The 16,386-nt window shown below is 74.7% G+C and carries 19 protein-coding genes; 10 read left to right on the top strand and 9 right to left on the bottom strand.

Annotation, left to right across the window (positions count from 1 at the left end; translation table 11 throughout):
* Positions 1 to 15 precede the first annotated feature (15 nt).
* The gene (locus tag ACIP4P_RS28925; RefSeq protein WP_400923366.1) at positions 16 to 858 is read right to left on the bottom strand and encodes an NAD(P)H-binding protein; all 843 of its coding nucleotides are present in this window, start codon (positions 856 to 858) and stop codon (positions 16 to 18) included.
* Positions 855 to 1,016 (bottom strand): hypothetical protein, encoded by a 162-nt coding sequence (locus tag ACIP4P_RS28920; protein WP_400923364.1) that lies wholly within the window; start codon positions 1,014 to 1,016, stop codon positions 855 to 857. Before ACIP4P_RS28920 ends, ACIP4P_RS28925 begins: the two co-directional genes overlap by 4 nt.
* An 89-nt stretch (positions 1,017 to 1,105) precedes the next feature.
* Here ACIP4P_RS28920 and ACIP4P_RS28915 point away from each other — a divergent pair, with 89 nt between their 5' ends.
* A complete protein-coding gene (locus ACIP4P_RS28915) occupies positions 1,106 to 1,711 on the top strand; it encodes a TetR/AcrR family transcriptional regulator (protein ID WP_400923362.1) in 606 nt (201 codons plus the stop codon).
* 116 nt (positions 1,712 to 1,827) lie between these two features.
* Here ACIP4P_RS28915 and ACIP4P_RS28910 read toward each other — a convergent pair whose 3' ends face one another.
* The gene (locus tag ACIP4P_RS28910) at positions 1,828 to 2,328 is read right to left on the bottom strand and encodes a hypothetical protein (protein ID WP_400923360.1); all 501 of its coding nucleotides are present in this window, start codon (positions 2,326 to 2,328) and stop codon (positions 1,828 to 1,830) included.
* A gap of 459 nt (positions 2,329 to 2,787) precedes the next feature.
* On the opposite strand from ACIP4P_RS28910, the gene ACIP4P_RS28905 reads away from it, so the two are divergent.
* Positions 2,788 to 3,264, top strand: coding sequence for an SPW repeat protein (locus ACIP4P_RS28905; protein ID WP_400923358.1), 477 nt, complete (start codon positions 2,788 to 2,790; stop codon positions 3,262 to 3,264).
* A 70-nt stretch (positions 3,265 to 3,334) separates the two neighbouring features.
* Here ACIP4P_RS28905 and ACIP4P_RS28900 read toward each other — a convergent pair whose 3' ends face one another.
* Both ACIP4P_RS28900 and ACIP4P_RS28895 read right to left on the bottom strand, forming a co-directional pair.
* On the bottom strand, positions 3,335 to 4,045 hold the full coding sequence (locus ACIP4P_RS28900; protein WP_400923356.1) for an SDR family oxidoreductase: 711 nt from the start codon (positions 4,043 to 4,045) through the stop codon (positions 3,335 to 3,337).
* On the bottom strand, positions 4,042 to 5,013 hold the full coding sequence (locus tag ACIP4P_RS28895) for an oxaloacetate decarboxylase (RefSeq protein WP_400923354.1): 972 nt from the start codon (positions 5,011 to 5,013) through the stop codon (positions 4,042 to 4,044). Before ACIP4P_RS28895 ends, ACIP4P_RS28900 begins: the two co-directional genes overlap by 4 nt.
* 364 nt (positions 5,014 to 5,377) lie before the next feature.
* Here ACIP4P_RS28895 and ACIP4P_RS28890 point away from each other — a divergent pair, with 364 nt between their 5' ends.
* Positions 5,378 to 6,322: a glycerophosphodiester phosphodiesterase family protein gene (locus ACIP4P_RS28890; RefSeq protein ID WP_400923352.1), complete on the top strand. Its 945-nt coding sequence runs from the start codon at positions 5,378 to 5,380 to the stop codon at positions 6,320 to 6,322.
* A 42-nt stretch (positions 6,323 to 6,364) separates the two neighbouring features.
* Here ACIP4P_RS28890 and ACIP4P_RS28885 read toward each other — a convergent pair whose 3' ends face one another.
* Positions 6,365 to 7,000, bottom strand: a complete 636-nt coding sequence (locus tag ACIP4P_RS28885; RefSeq protein WP_400923350.1) for a hypothetical protein — start codon at positions 6,998 to 7,000, stop codon at positions 6,365 to 6,367.
* 366 nt (positions 7,001 to 7,366) lie between these two features.
* Here ACIP4P_RS28885 and ACIP4P_RS28880 point away from each other — a divergent pair, with 366 nt between their 5' ends.
* From ACIP4P_RS28880 to ACIP4P_RS28860, 5 genes are all read left to right on the top strand, one after another.
* The gene (locus ACIP4P_RS28880; protein ID WP_400923348.1) at positions 7,367 to 8,047 is read left to right on the top strand and encodes a YoaK family protein; all 681 of its coding nucleotides are present in this window, start codon (positions 7,367 to 7,369) and stop codon (positions 8,045 to 8,047) included.
* 193 nt (positions 8,048 to 8,240) lie between these two features.
* The gene (locus ACIP4P_RS28875; RefSeq protein WP_400923346.1) at positions 8,241 to 8,828 is read left to right on the top strand and encodes a universal stress protein; all 588 of its coding nucleotides are present in this window, start codon (positions 8,241 to 8,243) and stop codon (positions 8,826 to 8,828) included.
* Between the two features lie 167 nt (positions 8,829 to 8,995).
* Positions 8,996 to 10,273, top strand: coding sequence for a hypothetical protein (locus ACIP4P_RS28870; protein WP_400923344.1), 1,278 nt, complete (start codon positions 8,996 to 8,998; stop codon positions 10,271 to 10,273).
* Positions 10,274 to 10,478: 205 nt separating this feature from the next.
* Entirely contained in the window at positions 10,479 to 10,955 is a 477-nt protein-coding gene (locus tag ACIP4P_RS28865; protein WP_400923342.1) for an SPW repeat protein, read from the top strand.
* A 121-nt stretch (positions 10,956 to 11,076) separates the two neighbouring features.
* The gene (locus ACIP4P_RS28860) at positions 11,077 to 12,351 is read left to right on the top strand and encodes an MFS transporter (protein WP_400923340.1); all 1,275 of its coding nucleotides are present in this window, start codon (positions 11,077 to 11,079) and stop codon (positions 12,349 to 12,351) included.
* A gap of 27 nt (positions 12,352 to 12,378) precedes the next feature.
* On the opposite strand, the gene ACIP4P_RS28855 is transcribed toward ACIP4P_RS28860, so the two are convergent.
* The 3 genes from ACIP4P_RS28855 to ACIP4P_RS28845 form a co-directional block, all read right to left on the bottom strand.
* Positions 12,379 to 13,764 carry an MFS transporter gene (locus tag ACIP4P_RS28855; protein ID WP_400923338.1) on the bottom strand — a complete coding sequence of 462 codons (1,386 nt, stop codon included), beginning with the start codon at positions 13,762 to 13,764 and terminating at the stop codon, positions 12,379 to 12,381.
* 290 nt (positions 13,765 to 14,054) lie between these two features.
* Entirely contained in the window at positions 14,055 to 14,546 is a 492-nt protein-coding gene (locus ACIP4P_RS28850; protein ID WP_400923336.1) for a universal stress protein, read from the bottom strand.
* Positions 14,547 to 14,549: 3 nt separating this feature from the next.
* Positions 14,550 to 15,002 (bottom strand): universal stress protein, encoded by a 453-nt coding sequence (locus ACIP4P_RS28845; RefSeq protein WP_400923334.1) that lies wholly within the window; start codon positions 15,000 to 15,002, stop codon positions 14,550 to 14,552.
* Between the two features lie 288 nt (positions 15,003 to 15,290).
* Here ACIP4P_RS28845 and ACIP4P_RS28840 point away from each other — a divergent pair, with 288 nt between their 5' ends.
* Positions 15,291 to 15,824: a universal stress protein gene (locus ACIP4P_RS28840; RefSeq protein ID WP_400923332.1), complete on the top strand. Its 534-nt coding sequence runs from the start codon at positions 15,291 to 15,293 to the stop codon at positions 15,822 to 15,824.
* A 34-nt stretch (positions 15,825 to 15,858) separates the two neighbouring features.
* Positions 15,859 to 16,362 carry a universal stress protein gene (locus ACIP4P_RS28835; RefSeq protein WP_400923330.1) on the top strand — a complete coding sequence of 168 codons (504 nt, stop codon included), beginning with the start codon at positions 15,859 to 15,861 and terminating at the stop codon, positions 16,360 to 16,362.
* Positions 16,363 to 16,386: the final 24 nt, after the last annotated feature.

The following is a 16,386-nucleotide window of genomic DNA, read 5'->3' as shown; positions in this document are numbered from 1 at the left end:
GCCGGGGCGGGCGTCTCATGCCGGTTCCTGTTCCACCAGGGAACGGAAGCCGCGCGGCGGGCGGCCGGTGAGGCGCTGGACGGTGTCGGTGACGCGGTCCTCGGCGCCCTCGGCGATGGCGCGGTCCATCGCGGCGAGCATGGCGGCGAACTCGGCGGGCATGCCGGTGCCGGTCAGGTGCTCGCGCATCTGCTCGTCGGTCAGCCGCCGGTGGACGACCGGCCGGCCGGTGACCTCGGCGAGGATCACGGCGACGTCGGCGTAGCTCAGGGCCTGCGGCCCGGTGAGGACGAGGTCGGTGTCGGGGGCCTGCGGGTCGGTCAGGGCGTGCACGGCGACGGCGGCGATGTCGTCGGCGTCGACGAAGCCGACCCGTCCCTCGCCGGTCGCCGTGAGCAGGACACCGTCGGTCCGCACGCTGTGGGCGTGCGGGTGGTCGCCGGTGAAGTTCTGCATGAACCAGGAGGGCCGCAGCACCGCCCACTCCTCGAAGAGCTCGGGCAGGGCCCGGTGGACCGGTCCCGTGGCCGGGCCCCCGGCGGGGATCGCCGAGGAGCTGAGCAGCACCGCACGGCGCACCCCGGCGGCGCGGGCCTGTTCGAGGAAGGGCAGCATGACGGCGGCCGGTTCCATCGCGCCGATCGGCGGGACGAGGTAGACCCGGTCGGTGCCGCTCAGGGCGGCGGCGAAGGTCGCGGGATCGTGCCAGTCGAAGCGGACCGCCTCGGCGCCGGCCACCGGGGTGGCGCGGCGACTCGCGGCCTTGACCCGGTGCCCGCGGGCGACCAGACGGGCGGTGACGCGGCTGCCGGTGGTGCCGGTGGCGCCGATGACCAGGGTGGCGCGGGCCGTGCTCATCGGGCGCTCCTCGTGAAGTCGGCCGCGGGGTCCGGCGCGAAGGGGAACTCCAGCGCTCCGTCCTCGTGCCAGAGGCCGATCCGGCCGGCGTCGTCCTTGTCGAGCAGCAGTCGCAGGCCGTGACGGAAGACGTCCGTCGCCGATGGGCCGATGGTCATGGGTGCTCCATCCCGTACGATACGGACCGCGGGTCCGCTTACGGGCTCGACAATACGGACCGGCGGTCCGCTTCACAACCGGAGGATCCGTGGAACCCGTCGCCGAGCGCCGGCCGCGCAAGGACGCGGCCCGCAACCGGGAGGCCGTCCTGGCGGCCGCCGACGACCTCTTCGCGCACTGCGAGAGCCCCGAGGCCGTCACCATGGCCGACATCGCCGCCGCCGCCGGCGTCGGCAAGGCCACGCTCTTCCGCGGCTTCGGCGACCGCACCGGCCTGATCCACGCCCTCTACGAAGCGCGGCTGGAACCGGTCAGGATCGCGATCGAGGCAGGCCCGCCACCCCTCGGGCCCGGCGCCCCACCCCTGCAACGGGTACCCGCACTCCTCGACGCCGTGCTGTGCTTCAAGCTCGACAACCGCCACCTCGCCCTGGCCCTGGAGTCGGCCGGCAGCAGCGACAGCCCTTACCGGGCAGCGCACTACGACCGCTGGCACCGCACGCTGCAAGCCGTGCTGGAACAGATCCCCGGGCTCACTGACAGCGCCTTCACCGCGCACGCCCTGCTCGCCGCCACCCGCGCCGACCTCGTCGAGTACCTGGCCGGCCACGAACAGGTGCCCCGCGAGCGGCTGCGGGCCCAACTCGCCGCCTACACCGCCAGACTCCTGGGCCCCCTCCCCCAGCAGGGGTGACCACCTACACCCCGGAACAGCCGTAAGACCTCCGTCACCCGAACTGCGCTGCCGGACACCGGCCCTGAGGACTTCGCCCTCGAAGGCCGGCGTCCGGCGCCGCCCGGTGGGTCGGATCAGCGCACGGTGACCGTGAAGACCGGGGACGCGGCGGTGTTCCCGCTGATGATGCGCAGGTCGTTCGGGCCCTTGATGCCGAGCTCCACCCTCAGGTCGTAGGCGCCGCGGTGGCCGGTGTGCATCGACGCAGGCAGGGAGACGAACCTGCCGTGCTGCTCCTGCTGCAGGGTGACGAGGCTGCCCGGCGCGATGCCGCTCGTGGTGCCGGTCACCCGGAACTGGTGCCAGGCCCGCACCGAGTGGGTCGACGGCTTCGCGGTGATCGCCGGGTGCGCCACCGCCGTCGCGGAGGACGCCTTCGGCACCGCCGGGGCCGTCGGCTCCGGGACGGCGGGGGCGGACGCCCTCGGCACCGCCGGGGCGGCCGGGACGGCGGCGGCATGCCGGTCCGGGTGCGGCCCGGGGGTGGCGGCGACGGCCGATCCCGCCAGGCCGACGGTGGTCGCGACGATGCCGCCGACGACCGCGATTCGCATGGTGCTCGCCTTGCTGGTCATGGGTGAATTCCCTTCGGGAGAACGGTGGTTCGCCGTCGGTGGCACGGTCGTGCGACCGAGCGGCGGAGCGGGTGGCGGGGGCCGGGGCAGGTGCCGGGGCGAGGCTGCCGTCGGGTGGCCAGAGCACGCACGGACTCCACCCGACGGCACCCCCTGGCGACGTCCGGCCCCCCGATCCGGTCCCGCCGTCGTCCACCGTCGCTCCGGCCCCTTCGCCCCGGCTTCCTCCGGTCGGCCCTCCCGCCGGGGGAACCGGGTGTCCACCGGTGCGGCGGTTCCCCCGACCGGGCAACGGCTCCCCCGCCCCGTCGACCGGTCGGGGGAACCGCCGCACCGGACCGCCGTCCTAGCGTCGGTCGGGACGGCGACGCGCAGGGCGTCCGCCGTCCCCGGGCGGAGAACCACCGCACAGCGGAGGCCACTTCAGCCGCACACCCCAGAACGAAGGAGGCGGGTCGCATGTCCGACCTCTCCCAGCACTCCAACGACCTGTCCGACCACCCCGACGTGACCGAGATGCGGGCCAGGTACGCCCGCGTCCTGGACGGCCCCAAGGCGAAGGCGGTGGCGGGCACCCTCACCCTGACCGGCCTCTACCTGGCCCTCTCGGGGTGGATGGTCCACTTCGACGCGAGCAACCGCGCACTGACCACCACCAACCTCGTCCTCGGCATCGCCGTCGCCCTGCTCGGTATCGGCCTGTCCGTCGCACCGGACCGGATGCCGGCCCAGGCCCGGGCCGCCATCCCGGCCGGCCTGTTCCTGGTGATCGCCCCGTGGGTCGTCACGGCCGGACACCACGCCTCGGCCGGGATGATCTGGAACAACGTGCTCACCGGGGCACTGAGCTGCGTGCTGGCGATGACGGCGGCCGGACTGGTCGGCCACGCCACGGACGACGGACCGGCCCGTCGACGCCCCGCCCACCGGTACTGACGTACCCCGGCCGCGATGGAGGGGCCCGGGTCGCCTGGCAGACAGGCCACCCGGGCCCCTCCCCGTCCGTTCAGATCTCCTGGCCGGTCGGTCGGATCGTCACGGCGGTGACGTCGACGCCGGGCGGCCGGGTCAGGGCCCAGACGATCGAGGCGGCGGTCTGGTCGGCCGTCAGCATCGGGGCGTCGTCCGGTCGGGGTGTGCCGCCGGGCCGGTCCCAGTAGTCGGTGTCGACCCGGCCGGGAGCGACGAGGGTGACGCCGATACCGGATCCGGCCACCAGGCGACGGGTGTTCTCGGCCAGGGCGGTCACCGCCCACTTGGTGGCGCCGTAGAGGTTGCCGGGCATGGTGACCTGCCCGGCGACGCTGCCGACCAGCACGATCCGGCCGCGGGTGCGGGTGAGTTCCGGCAGCGCGGCGTTGATCAGCAGAGCGGGGCCCAGCACGTTGGTGAGCACCATGGCGCGCCACTGCCGGGGGTCGCCGTCGGCCAGCGTGCCGGCCGCGCCGAAGCCCGCGTTGGCCACGGCGTTGTCCAGCCGGCCGAAGCGCTCCACAGTGGCTGCGACGGCCGCCCGCACCTCCGCGGGCTCGCTCGCGTCCCCGGGCACGGCGAGCACCGCCTCGGGGCGGGCGAGGTCCTCGGCGAAACGCCGGAGCCGCTCCTCCCCGCGCGCGGTGACCGCGACCCGGTGACCGAGCCCCAGCAGCAACCGGGCCGTAGCGGCACCGATCCCGCTGCTGGCCCCGGTGATCAGGGTGACCGGGGATTCCGTCATCGTCCGCCTCCGCCGTGGGTGGGGCAGGACGCCGGGTCCGCCGGAAGCCGGTCGACCATGGAGGAGTCACTCCGCCCGTCGCCGCCGGGGCCGTGGAGGTACTCCCGCTCCTTCGCCCTGATCCGGTCCAGCCCGACGAGCTCGTTGAACTGCCCGAAGTCCACCATGTCCGCCGCCAGGGCCGACACGTCGCCCGTGGCGAGCAGGCCGGTGACGACGTCGGCGACGGCACGGGCGATGGTGTACGAGGCGACGGTGGGATAGATCACCATGGAGAACCCGATCCCCTGCAGCTCCCCGGCGGTGAGCAGCGGGGTGGCGCCACCGGGGATGATGTTGGCCATGGTGGGGATGCCGCGCGCGGCGGTGATCTCACCGGCGATGCGCCGCAGTTGCTTCTCGGTGGTCGGCGACTCGACGAAGACGGCGTCCGCTCCGGCGTCGATGTAGCGGTGGGCCCGTGCCATGGCGTCGTCGATGCCGTGCACCGCCAGCGCGTCCGTGCGGGCCATGATCAGCATCTCCCCGTCGGAGCGGGCGTCGACCGCCGCCCGGATCTTGGCGACCATCTCCTCGACGGGGACCACACGTTTGCCGTTCATGTGACCGCACCGCTTGGGCAGCGGCTGGTCCTCGACGAACAGGCCCGCCACACCGGCCCGTTCGAGCTGCCGCACGGTCCAGGCGACGTTCGTGGCATCGCCGTAGCCGTTGTCGGCGTCGGTGAAGACGGGGATGTCCACCGCGTCGACGGTCCGCCAGGCCGCGTCGACCATCTCCTTCGCGCCGAGGACCTCAAGGTCCGGAAGCCCCAGCAGCGCCGCCGAGTTGGCGTAGCCGCCCAGACCCACGGCCCGGAAGCCGGCCCGCTCGATGATCCGCGCACACAGCGGGTCGTGGGCGACGGGCACCATCAGGATCTCCGGGGCGGCCAGGTCCTGGCGGAACAGGCGACGCCTGCGGGTCACCGCGGTCGTCCCGGCGGGCCCTTCCCCTCCGGACCGGCCCGGTCCGGCACCGCCGGCGACGGCCTGCGCAGCACCGTATCGACTGTCACACATCACAACCTCCCAGGGGACGAACCGCCGGCGCCCGGGTACGCACCGGTCCTCCTCGAAGCCTGCCGGTGACGCGGGGCGGCGCGGGTCGGCCGATCGGGCCCCGCGCCGGATGAACTGCTGCTCCGGCCGGCCGACGCCTCGTCCACCTTCGGTCGGGCTCTCCCCCGGTGCGGGGGCCGATCGGCCGACCCGCTTCACCCCGCTCCCCCGGCACCCTTCAACGAGGACCCGACCCACCGGCGGTGCGGGCCGTCCCCACCGGGAGGTTGTGATGAGTGACCGACGAAACGTGCGTGCCCGGACCGCTTCCGGCGCCCTACCGCTGGTGATCGCCCACCGCGGCGGCGCCGGCGAGGCGCCCGAGAACACCATGGCCGCCGTGCACACGGCGCTGGACGCCGGCGCCGATCTGCTCTGGCTCAGCGTCCAGTTCAGCGCGGACCGGGTACCGGTGCTCCACCGGCCCTCCCGGCTGGAGGAACTGACCGACGGCACCGGCACGGTGGGCGAGCACACCGCCCGCGCCCTGACCCGCCTGGACGCCGCCCGCCACTTCCGGCACCCGAACGGCACCGTCCCCTACCCCCCGCACGACCCGCTCACCGCGCTGCCCACCCTGGAGGCGGCGCTGCGCGCCCTGCCGCCGTACCTGCCCGTCGTCCTGGACCTGAAGTCCCCCACCAGGCCGGCTCCGGCCGGCGGGCCCCCACCGCTGACCTCGCTGCTGGACCGCCTGGCGGGCGAGGGCGTGCCCACCTGGTCGCGCCTCCTCTTCTACTCCACCCGGGACGCCGACCTCCACGCCCTGCGCGCCCACCCGGACGCCCGCACCTTCGAGCCGCGCGGCACCACCCGCACCCGGCTGCTGCGCGCACGCCTGAGCGGCGGCTTCCCCCACCCGCCGGCCCCGGGGACCTGGGCGGGCTTCGAACTGCGGCGGGACCTCGTCGTCGGCGAGTGCTGCGCCCTCGGCCCCGGCTCCGGCAAGGTGCCGGACGCGATGTTGTGGGACCGGCCGACCGTCGACGGGTTCCACGAGTGCCCGGACGTCACCGTGGTGTTCTTCGACATCGACACCCGCGAGGACTTCGCCACCGCCGCCGCCCTGGGGGCCGACGCCGTCCTCACCGATGTCCCGGCGGCGATGACGGCCTACCGCAGCGCCCTGGCGGCCTCCCCCGTACGCGACTCCGCTCCGACCGTGACCGTGCGCTGAGACCCCCGGCGCCCCCGCGAACGGGGGACGCCGGGATGGGTCTCAGCGCACGGTCACGGTGAAGACCGGGGAGGTCACGGACCCGACGGTCATGCGCAGGTGGTTCACCCCCTTGATACCCAGCTCCACCCGCATCCGGTAGCCGCCGTGGTGGTCGGTGTGCACCGAGGCGGGCAGCGGGACGAACCTGCCGTGCTGCTCCTGCTGCAGCGTGACGGTGCTGCCCGGGGCGATGCCGCTGGTGGTCCCGGAGACGTGGAACGGGTGCCAGGCCTGCACCGACTTCACCGACGGGACGGCCGTGACGGCCGCGTGCACCGTGGACCGGTGGGCCGGCGCGACGCAGGCGGGGCCGTGCCGGTGGTGCCCGTGCGGGCCGGGGCCGCAGCACGCCCCGTGCCCGGCGGAGGCACCGCCGTGCTCGGCCGGCACCGCGTTGCCGCCCGTGCCGATCGGGACCCAGCGGCCGTCGATCCGCACGTAGTGGATCTGGGCGTCGGTCGGCCCGGAGGTGCTGCCGCCGTCGCCCGCTCCGGCCACGGCGTGCCGCACGTTTCCGGCCTGCGGCTGCCCGCTCTGTCCTGTGGTGGTCGCCGCTGCGGAGCCGGCCAGGCCCAGGGTGGCGGCGACCGCCGCACCGGCGGCCGCGAACCGCATCGTCCTGTGGTTGCTCCCCATGAACTCGCTCCTCTCGGGGAGGGCGGCGGCCCGCCGCCCGGGGTGTGGAACGGAAGGCGGATCCGGGTCCCGACTCTCGGCCGGTGCCCCTCCGGGCGCACTCCCCCGACGCCTCGCACCGGCCGGACACCGAAGCGATCCGGTCCGTCGCCCCCAGCCTGCCGCTCCTCCCGCCCCGCGGTGTCCACCGTTCGGTCCATGCGCCGGAGGACCCCCGCTCCCCCGGCCCGGGCCCGCTTGCGGCCGCGTACGACGGGCCGCAGGGTGGGCCCATGACCGTGTGCCGACCCGACCGCCCGGTACCGCCGCGACCCGACGGGACGTAGCGGCGTGCGTCCTCCGCCCGGACGGTCGTGGTACCGGGCCGTGCTGCGTCACGATCCGCTGCCCGTCGCGCTGGTGGCCCTGACCGTGATGACCGGCATGCTGGACGCGATCAGTTTCCTCGGGCTGGGCAGAGTGTTCCTGGCGATGATGACGGGCAACGCCATCTTCCTCGGCCTGTCGGTCAGCGGGGTGGCGGGCTTCTCCACCCTCCGCTTGCTGCTGGCCTTCGTCTGTTTCACCGCGGGGATCGTGGTGGGCACCCGAGCCGGGCGGGTGGCCGAACGGCGGGCGCGCCGGCACTGGTTCTTCTGCGCCATGGCGGTCGAGATGCTGGTGCTCGCGGTCGCCGCCGGGCTCGCCTTCCTGGTCCCGGCCACCGACCCTGCGACCCGCACGTCGATCATCGCGCTGCTCGCGCTGGCGATGGGTGCGCGGTGCGCCACGGTCCGTCGCCTGGCCGTACCCGATCTGCCGGTCACCGTCGGACTGACCGGCACGCTCATCGCCCTCGTCCAGGACTCCCCGCTGACCGGCGGGACCGACGAACTCGCCCTGCGCAAGACCGGCGTGGTCGTGGCGATGCCCCTGGGGGCGGCCCTCGGCGGCCTGCTGATGACCGCGTTCGGCCTGGGCTGGTCACTGCTGGCGGCGCTCGGTCTCGTCCTGCTCGTCACGACGGGAGTGTGGTGGCACCCGGCGGGCCCCGCGAGGCGCGGCTGACGGCCGGTGGCCCGCGCACGGCCCGACCGCCCGGTGGGCGGGCCGGCTCCCCCGGTGGATCGGCCGATCGCAGGACCCTGTCGCCGCTGCCCCGTCCGTAGCGTCGACAGTGGCCCCGCGGACGGCGCAACGTCCGACGGCGAACCCCTCCCCGGGGCCGCTCAAGACGCAACCGCACGGACGGGAGAGAGCGATGTCGGTACTGGTGAAGCGCGTGGTGGTCGGTGTGGACGGCTCGCCCGGCAGCCTGGCGGCACTGGAGCGGGCCGCGCACGAGGCGATCCGCCACCACGCCCAGCTGTGCCCGGTCCTGGCCTGGGACCTTTCGGGCGGCGAGGCGCTGCACTCCTCGCAGCCGACCCTGTTCCCCGCCTTCCTCGAAGTGGCCCGACGCGCCGAACGGGAGGCCGAGAAACGGCTGGCCGAGGCCTGCGACGCCGTTCTCGCCCGGATCCCGGACGAGGTGGACCTCTGCCCCCAGGTCCTCAGGGCGGACCCCGGCCCGGTCCTGGTCGCCTGCTCGCGGCACAGCACCGACCTGCTCGTGCTGGGCACGGGCGTCCACGGGCTGCTCCACCGGCTACGCCACGGCTCCACCCGCCGACACTGCCTGCGGCACGCCCGGTGCCCGGTCCTGGTGGTCACCAGGACCGGGCACGGCTGCGGCGCCTCCGAGGCCGGAAGCGGGCGGCGAAACCACCGACACACGACGCCGGGCGGCGACCGGACGACGGCCCTCTCCTCGGTGCGCGAGCTGCCGATCCCCATGCGGCTGCGGTAGGCCGGCCCTCCCGCGATTCGTCCTCTCCGTCCCGCAGCCCGGGCCGAGCAGGGACGATAGGCGCACGCTGTCCGGCCTGAGATTCTTTCTCCTTGCCCCGCCGGTTCCCCCCGGGTTTCCCTTCCTACGGACTCGAACGACCCTCCCGTGGAAGGAATCCCACCATCGTGACCTCCCGCCGCCTCCGCCTGCTCTGCCTACCCCTCACCGTGGCCTCCGTGCTCGTCCCGGTCACCGGCGCGGTCGCCGCCGCCGGCGGGTCGCCGCCACAGCTGCGGGCGGGCGGTCCGCCGTCCGACCCGGAGTCGGTCACGGTGCTCCGCCCCGGGGCCGACGGCGCCGTGACACCACTCGCCGGTCCGCACCTGCGGCTGGTGCACCTTCAGGCGGACGGCCGGGCGCAGCTCACCGGCGGGAACGGCGGGAACGGCCCGCAGGACACCGGACAGGTGCGGGCCGGGGACGTGATCGCCAGTCCCGCCTCCGGCGCGACACCCCACGGCGCGCTCGTCAAGGTGACCGGGGTCCACCCCGGCACCGACGGCACGGTCACCGTGGACACCCGCCCCGCCGACCTCGTCGACGCACTGGGCGACGCGAGCGCGGACCTGACCGTCCCGCTCACCGCCGCCGACCTCTCGGTCCGCCCCGCCCCCGGAGGGAAGGTCAACACCGCTCCGGGCAGCGGTGGTTCGACCGGTGTGCGGTTCGATGTCGACGTTCCGATGCCCTCCGGGGTCACGCCCACCGACGGCCACAGCTCGGCGCTCACCGCCCACCTGCGGTTCGACCCCCGGCTCCTCTTCTCCTACCAGCGCGCCCACTGGTACGGCGCAGCCCCCTCCAAGGCCGAGATCGGACTGACCGGGGACTACGACCAGAGCATCGAACTGCACGCCCAGGGAACGGCCGCCTACAGCAGCGGACACCGGCCGCTGCACATCCCGGTCGCCGAGGTGAACGTCGACAAGACCGTCTGGCTCGGACCGGTGCCCATCGTCCTCACCCTCAAGGTCGACTACTTCTACGACGTCTCCGCCGACGGAAAGATCACCGTCGACGCCGAGGAACACTCCCAGGGCCAACTGCGGGTCGGCGCCCACTACGACGCGAACGGCGGCTGGAGCGCCCTGACCAGCCCCGACCCGACGAGCCGGGGCAGCTCCTCGCGGATCACCGGATCGGCCACCGCCAAGGCCGGCGTGGGCAGTCACGTCGCACTCGGCCTGTACGGGTCGGTGGGCGTGACCGCCGACACCGAGCCCTATCTCAAGGCCACCGCCAAGGGCGAGGACGCACAAGCCGATTGGGCGCTCTACGGCGGACTGGACATCACCGGCTCCTTCTTCGCCGACCTGCGCGTGTTCGGCACCAAGGTCCTCGACAAGACCTGGACGCTGCCGCCGTTCCACCGGGAGTGGCAGCTGGCCCGGGGGCGCGTCTGAACCGGCCCGAGCGGCGGCATCGGGTTCGACGCTGACCGCCGGTTCCCCCGCCCCGTCGGCCGGTCGGGGGAACCGCGGCACCGGACCGCCGTCCTACCGTCGATCGGGACGACGCGGAGCAGACCGCCTGCCGCCCCCAGCGGCGAACGGCCGCCTCGCGGAGTCCCTTTCAGTCGCCCGGCCCAGAACGAAGGAGGCGGGTCGCATGTCCGACCTCTCCCACCACTCCAACGACCTGTCCGACCACCCCGACGTGACCGAGATGCGGGCCAGGTACGCCCGCGTCCTGGACGGCCCCAAGGCGAAGGCGGTCGCCGGCTCCCTCACCCTGACCGGCCTCTACCTGGCCCTCTCCGGGTGGATGGTCCACTTCGACGCGAGCAACCGCGCACTGACCACCACCAACCTCGTCCTCGGCATCTCCGTCGCCCTGCTCGGCATCGGCCTGTCCGTCGCACCGGACCGGATGCCGGCCCAGGCCCGAGCCGCCATCCCGGCCGGCCTGTTCCTGGTGATCGCCCCGTGGGTCGTCACGGCCGGACACCACGCCTCCGCCGGAATGATCTGGAACAACGTGATCGTCGGAGCACTCAGCTGCGTGCTGGCGATGACGGCCGCAGGCATGGTCGGCCACGCCACGGACGACGGACCGGCCCGCAGGCGTCCCGCCCACCGGTACTGACCGCACCGACCGTGACAGCAGGGGCCCGGGTCGCCTGGCAGACAGGCCACCCGGGCCCCGCCGCGTCCAGGGCCCCTGTCCCCGCTTTCCCCAACTCACCACCCCGACCGCTGGAGCAGTCGTGCTCAACGCCTACCGTGACCTCTTCGCCGTCCCCGGAACCCGCCTGCTGGTGACCGCGGGCCTCGCCGCCCGCGCGCCACGCGCGATGGTGGGTCTGGGGATCGTCGGCATGGTGTGCCAGCGCACCGGGAACTACGCGCTCGCCGGGGCCCTGTGCTGCTGCTACTCGCTCTCCGTCGCCGCGGCCGGCCCGCTGGTCGCCCGCGCCGTCGACCGCCACGGGCAGCGCCGGGCGGCCCGGGCCACCACCGCGGCCGGTGCCTGCGCCCTCGTGGCCCTGCTGCTGTGCAGCGCGCTCGGCGCGCCCCTGTGGACGCAGTTCCCGTGGGCGGTCCTGGCCGGGGTGCTGCCCAACGTCGGCGGGATGATGCGGGCGCGCTGGCAGGCCCGCTACCGCGAGGGCCCGCGCCTGCACACCGCGTTCTCGATGGAGTCGGTGGCCGACGAGGTCAGCTTCGTCATCGGCCCGATCCTCGCGCTGTCCCTCGCCACCCAGGTGTTCCCGGAGGCCGGTGTGGCGGTCGCCCTGCTCTGCACAGTGGCGGGCACCTGGATCGTCACGGCACGGCGCGGCGGGGAACCGGCGGCCCGGCCCGCGGAGCGGGAGCACCGGGGCTCGCTGCTGGTGCGCCACCCCGGGCTCTCCGTGCTGGTGCTCGTGTTCTGTGCCTTCGGCGCCGTCTTCGGCGCGATCGAGGTGATCACCGTCGCCTTCGCCACCGCGCACGGCCACCGGGCGGCGGCCTCCTTCGCCCTGGCCGGATTCGGCGTGACCAGCGGTGCGGCCGGCCTGGTCATGGGCGCCTGCCGGGGGCGCTTCCTGACGCCCCGCCACCTGGTCGTCGGGCTCGGTGTGCTGGCTCTGAGCCTGATCCCGCTGCTCGTCGTCGGGAGCCTGCCGGTGCTGGTCGCGGAGTTGCTGCTGACCGGGCTGTTCATCTCCCCGAACGTCATCATCGCGAACGCCCTCGTGGAGCGGATCGTCCCGCAGGCCCGCCTCAACGAGGGCCTCACCTGGCTGCTGTCGGGCACCAGTCTCGGGGTGTCGCTGGGCTCGCTCGTCGGCGGGTTCGCGGTGGACCGGGTCGGCACCCCCATGGCGTACGGGGTCCCGGTGACCTTCGGCCTGTGCAGCACGGTGATCGCCGCCGCCGGGTGCCGGACGATGAGCCGGGCCGTGCGGCCGCCGTCCGCCATCCGTGCCGGGACCGGCACGGACGCGCGCGGTGTCAGGGACGCCGAGAAGGACGCGCCGAGCCCGGCGGCCCGCTGAGCCCGGTCGGTCGGACGGGCGGTCCGGTCAATGGCCCCGGTAGCTCTTCGTGGCGGCGGCGCGGCGCTCCGGCGACGGCGGCCCGGGCCGGGTACGCGGCGCGAGGACGACGGTCACCAGGACGGTGGCGACACCGCTGACGATCCCGAACACCCCGGCCAGGGTGTAGCCGTCGGCGGTCGGCAGGAGGTCGCCGGCCGGCGTCCGGGCGGCCAGCACGGTGGCGCTGAGCGCGCTGCCGGTGGCGTAGCCGACGCACCGCAGGACCTGGTTGAGGCTGATGGCGCTGCCGGTCTCCGTCCCCGGGACGGCGTCGACCACGAGCTGCGGGATGACGGCGAAGCCGCAGCCGATCCCGAGTCCGCAGATGCCCATGGCCACGAAGAGGTCCCACAGGGCGCCGTGGCGGAGCGTGAACCACACCATCGAGGCGAGGAAGACCAGGCAGGAGAGGAGCAGGACGCCCTGCGGGGACATCCGGCGCGCCAGGGCGTGCTCGGCCTGGTTGGCCGCGACGCTCATCACCGAGAACGGGAGCAGGGCGAGGCCGGTCACCGCGATGGAGGCGCCGAAGCCGTAGCCGGTGTCGGTCGGGGTCTGCGCCAGCCGGGTGACGAGGGAGAGCAGCAGGTACATCCCGATGCCCAGCACCACGATGACGGTGTTGGCGGCGAGCACCGGGCGGTGCCGGGCCACCCGCAGGTCGACCAGCGGCCGGGGCAGCCGCAGCTCGACCCACACCCAGACAGCGAGCACCAGGACGGAGCCGACCGCGAGCGCCAGCAGGCGCCTGGACGTCCAGCCCCAGGTGTCGCCCTCGGAGAGCACCAGCAGGACGCCCGCCAGGCCCAGCCCGAGCAGCACGGCGCCGATCGGGTCCATCCCCCGCGACGGCAGCCCCGCGCTGGAGGGCAGGACCCGCAGACCGGTCAGCAGGGCCAGCGCGCTGATCACGGCCCCGAACCAGAAGGCGCCGTGCAGACCCAGCCACTGGGCGACCAGTCCGGTCAGCGGGTAGCCGAGCCCGACCCCGGCCGCAGTGGTGATCGACAGCATCCCGACCGCGTGCGCACCGCGTTCACCGGGCAGGTGGTCGTGGGCGGTCGCGATCGCCAGCGGCACCAGACCGACCCCGATTCCCTGCAACGCCCGGCCCAGTAGCAGTGCCAGGAAGTCCAGCGGCAGGGCCGCGAGCACACAGCCCAGCACCGCGCAGCCCACCGCCACCAGTGAGGCGGTCCGGCGGTGCGGGCCGTCGCCCAACCGGCCGAACACCGGGGTCGCGACCGTGCCCGCGAGCAAGGTCACCGTCAGGGACCACTGCGCGTCGGACAGCGACACCCCGTAGGAGTGCGCCATCTGCGGCACCAGCGGGGCGCCGAGACTGCTGATCACGGCCAGCGACATCCCCATGAAGACGAGCCCAGGGACCAGCGCCCCGGGCGTACCCGCCCCGGCGCGTCCGGAGCCCGATCGTCCCTGCTCGGAAGCCGTCATCACCGTCACCCGTGCCCTGTCGATACGGAAACCGGGCGACCGCGGCGGGTACGGTCCGTCACCGGCCCTCACCGCATGCCCGTGCACACGCTAAGCGGCACCTCGGCCGTCCGCCCGACGGCGAGCACGGCAGCGCCCGGGGCACGATGCCCCGGGCGCTGCCGTGCTCGCAGGACCGCCCCGAGAGGCGCTCCCGGCCGGATCCGTCATACGCTCCGCTCCCCCGCCTCCGGGACCACCACCACCCGGCAGCCGGCGTGCTTCATGCAGTGCTCGGCGGTGGGCCCGATCCGCGGGCCGAACACACGGCGCCGGCGCGCGGCGCCCAGCACCAGCAGGGCGGCGCCCCGCGACCGGCCGGTCAGTTCCTCCTGGGTGTTGCCGAGCAGCAGCCGTCGGCGGACCGGTACGGCGGGCCGAGCCCCCACCACCTCCGCGACGGTCCGGGCGAGCGTGCGCCCCGCCGCCGCCTTCTCCGCCCGGACGTCCGGCCGGGCCATCGCCGCGCCGTACATCACCGGGTAGAGCCAGCAGGTCACCGCCTCCACCTCGCCGCCGGTCGCCCAGGCCTCCTCGACCGCCCAGGCCAGCGCCCGCCGCGAGGCCGGGGATCCGTCGACCCCGACCACGATCCGGCGCCCTCCCGTGGGTCGGGTGCCCGCCGCGGCGTTCCCGCGTCCCGTCTCCGTGTACCCCATGGTTCACACCTCCTCGGCCGGCGCGACCAGCACCGGGCAGGTCGCGTGCTTCAGGCAGTGCCGGCGCACCGGGTGCCGGTGCAGCCAGGCGGGCTTGCGCGCACCCGTGCCGACGACCAGCATCGCGTGGTCGGCGGTCGCGCAGTCGACCAGGACATCGCCCGGCTCGCCCCGGATCACCTCGGGTTCGACCACCAGGCCGGGGAAGTCGTCCGCCAGCGCCTGTTCGCAGGCCTGGGCCAGCCGGAACTCGGCCGCCTCCACCCAGATCCGCCGGTACGCGGGCGGCGACGGCCAGCGCCGTTCCATGCCCTCGCCCTCCGGCGGCGCGAACGCGAGCACCGGCCGCAGCACGGCGCCGCGCCGTTCCGCCTCGTCCGCGCCGAGCCGCAGGGCCGCCCTGCCGCCGGCCGAACCGTCGACCCCGACGATGACCTGCTTCACCTCTGTGACCATGGCTGTCCAGCCTTTCTTCCGTGCTCTGTGGACACCCTCCACGCTAGGAAGCACAGGCCCTCGCCGAGGTCCCCCGATCGGTGGTCGAGGCGGGTGACGGCCGGTCGCCGGACGGCTCCCGGCCCCTTCCCGCCGGCTCCGACCGGCGGCGCTGACGTCCTCCGGCCGGTCCGCCGATCGGCGGACCGGTCCGGGCCCGCCGGATTCCTAACGTGGTTGGTGGCCCCGCGGTCCGGGGCCGCAACCGAGTGCAGGGGCGACCCTGCCGGAGTCCGAGGAGGACGAGAGATGTCGATGATCGTCGAGCGCGTCGTGGTCGGTGTGGACGGTTCCGAGGGGAGCCTGACGGCCCTGGAGCTGGCCGCCGAGGAGGCGGCCCGCCACCACGCGCAGCTGTGCCCCGTCCTGGCCTGGGACGTCCCGGGCGGCGAGGCCATGCCCTCCTCGCAGCCGGTGCCGTTCCCGACCTTCGAGGACACCGTCCGGCAGTGCGAGCAGCGGGCCGAGCGCCGGATGGCGAAGGCCTGCGAGGCCGTCCTCGCCTCGCTCCCGGCCGATGTCGAGGTCCGCCCCAGCGTGCTGCGCGCCCAGCCCGGGCCCGCCTTGGTCGCGCTCGCCCGGCACGACACCGACATGCTCGTGGTCGGCGTCGGGCACCGCTCCCTGGGCGAACGGCTGCGCCGCCGTTCGACCCGCCGCTACTGCCTCAAGCACGCCGAGTGCCCGGTGCTGGTGGTGACCGACGAGCCGTCCACCGGGCGGGACGGGGAGCCGGCCCGCGGGTCCGCGGACCGCGACCTGCCCACCACCGGGCGCCGGTGAAGACCGGGCCGACGCCTGCGGAAAGGAACGCCACATGAGCACCACCATCACCCGCGTCGTGGTCGGGGTCGACGGCTCCCGGGACAGCCTGCTGGCCCTGCGGACGGCCGCCGAGGAGGCCCGCCGCCACCGGGCGGAACTGAAGCCCGTGATCGCCTACTCCTCGCCGCAGGGCGAGTACCTGGACTTCCGCTTCCCGCCCGAGGGCGGAATGGCCAAGCTGCTGCACGACAAGGCGCGCGACCGCCTGATCACGTGCTGCGCCCGGGTCCTCGGCGGCGCACCGGAGGACCTGACCTGCTCGCCCGTCGCCGTGCTCGGCCCGGTGGGCCCGGTCCTGGTCGGCATGGCCCGAAACGCGGGCACCCTGCTGGTCATCGGCGGCGGCTCGCACGGGCTGCTCCACCGGCTGACCGAGAGCTCCGTCCGCAACTACTGCGTTCGGCACCACCAGGGGCCGGTCCTGGTCGTGCCGCTGCCGGGAGCCGTCGCCGCGACGGACCGGCGGGGAGAGGACCACGTCCGGACGGCCCCCTGACACCCCGTGGTACGGCCGGGCCCG

Source organism: Kitasatospora sp. NPDC089509, from assembly GCF_044749365.1.
Classification (GTDB): Bacteria; Actinomycetota; Actinomycetes; order Streptomycetales; family Streptomycetaceae; genus Kitasatospora.
This window is presented reverse-complemented; position numbering and strand designations above follow the sequence as displayed.

What these genes read in the sequence shown, in the direction of transcription:
- ACIP4P_RS28925 (WP_400923366.1), bottom strand. Translation starts at nt 858, where the DNA reads ATGAGCACGGCCCGCGCCACCCTGGTCATCGGCGCCACCGGCACCACC.
- ACIP4P_RS28920 (WP_400923364.1), bottom strand. Translation starts at nt 1,016, where the DNA reads ATGACCATCGGCCCATCGGCGACGGACGTCTTCCGTCACGGCCTGCGA.
- ACIP4P_RS28910 (WP_400923360.1), bottom strand. Translation starts at nt 2,328, where the DNA reads ATGACCAGCAAGGCGAGCACCATGCGAATCGCGGTCGTCGGCGGCATC.
- ACIP4P_RS28905 (WP_400923358.1), top strand. Translation starts at nt 2,788, where the DNA reads ATGTCCGACCTCTCCCAGCACTCCAACGACCTGTCCGACCACCCCGAC.
- ACIP4P_RS28900 (WP_400923356.1), bottom strand. Translation starts at nt 4,045, where the DNA reads ATGACGGAATCCCCGGTCACCCTGATCACCGGGGCCAGCAGCGGGATC.
- ACIP4P_RS28890 (WP_400923352.1), top strand. Translation starts at nt 5,378, where the DNA reads ATGAGTGACCGACGAAACGTGCGTGCCCGGACCGCTTCCGGCGCCCTA.
- ACIP4P_RS28885 (WP_400923350.1), bottom strand. Translation starts at nt 7,000, where the DNA reads ATGGGGAGCAACCACAGGACGATGCGGTTCGCGGCCGCCGGTGCGGCG.
- ACIP4P_RS28875 (WP_400923346.1), top strand. Translation starts at nt 8,241, where the DNA reads ATGTCGGTACTGGTGAAGCGCGTGGTGGTCGGTGTGGACGGCTCGCCC.
- ACIP4P_RS28865 (WP_400923342.1), top strand. Translation starts at nt 10,479, where the DNA reads ATGTCCGACCTCTCCCACCACTCCAACGACCTGTCCGACCACCCCGAC.
- ACIP4P_RS28855 (WP_400923338.1), bottom strand. Translation starts at nt 13,764, where the DNA reads ATGGGGATGTCGCTGGCCGTGATCAGCAGTCTCGGCGCCCCGCTGGTG.
- ACIP4P_RS28850 (WP_400923336.1), bottom strand. Translation starts at nt 14,546, where the DNA reads ATGGGGTACACGGAGACGGGACGCGGGAACGCCGCGGCGGGCACCCGA.
- ACIP4P_RS28845 (WP_400923334.1), bottom strand. Translation starts at nt 15,002, where the DNA reads ATGGTCACAGAGGTGAAGCAGGTCATCGTCGGGGTCGACGGTTCGGCC.
- ACIP4P_RS28840 (WP_400923332.1), top strand. Translation starts at nt 15,291, where the DNA reads ATGTCGATGATCGTCGAGCGCGTCGTGGTCGGTGTGGACGGTTCCGAG.
- ACIP4P_RS28835 (WP_400923330.1), top strand. Translation starts at nt 15,859, where the DNA reads ATGAGCACCACCATCACCCGCGTCGTGGTCGGGGTCGACGGCTCCCGG.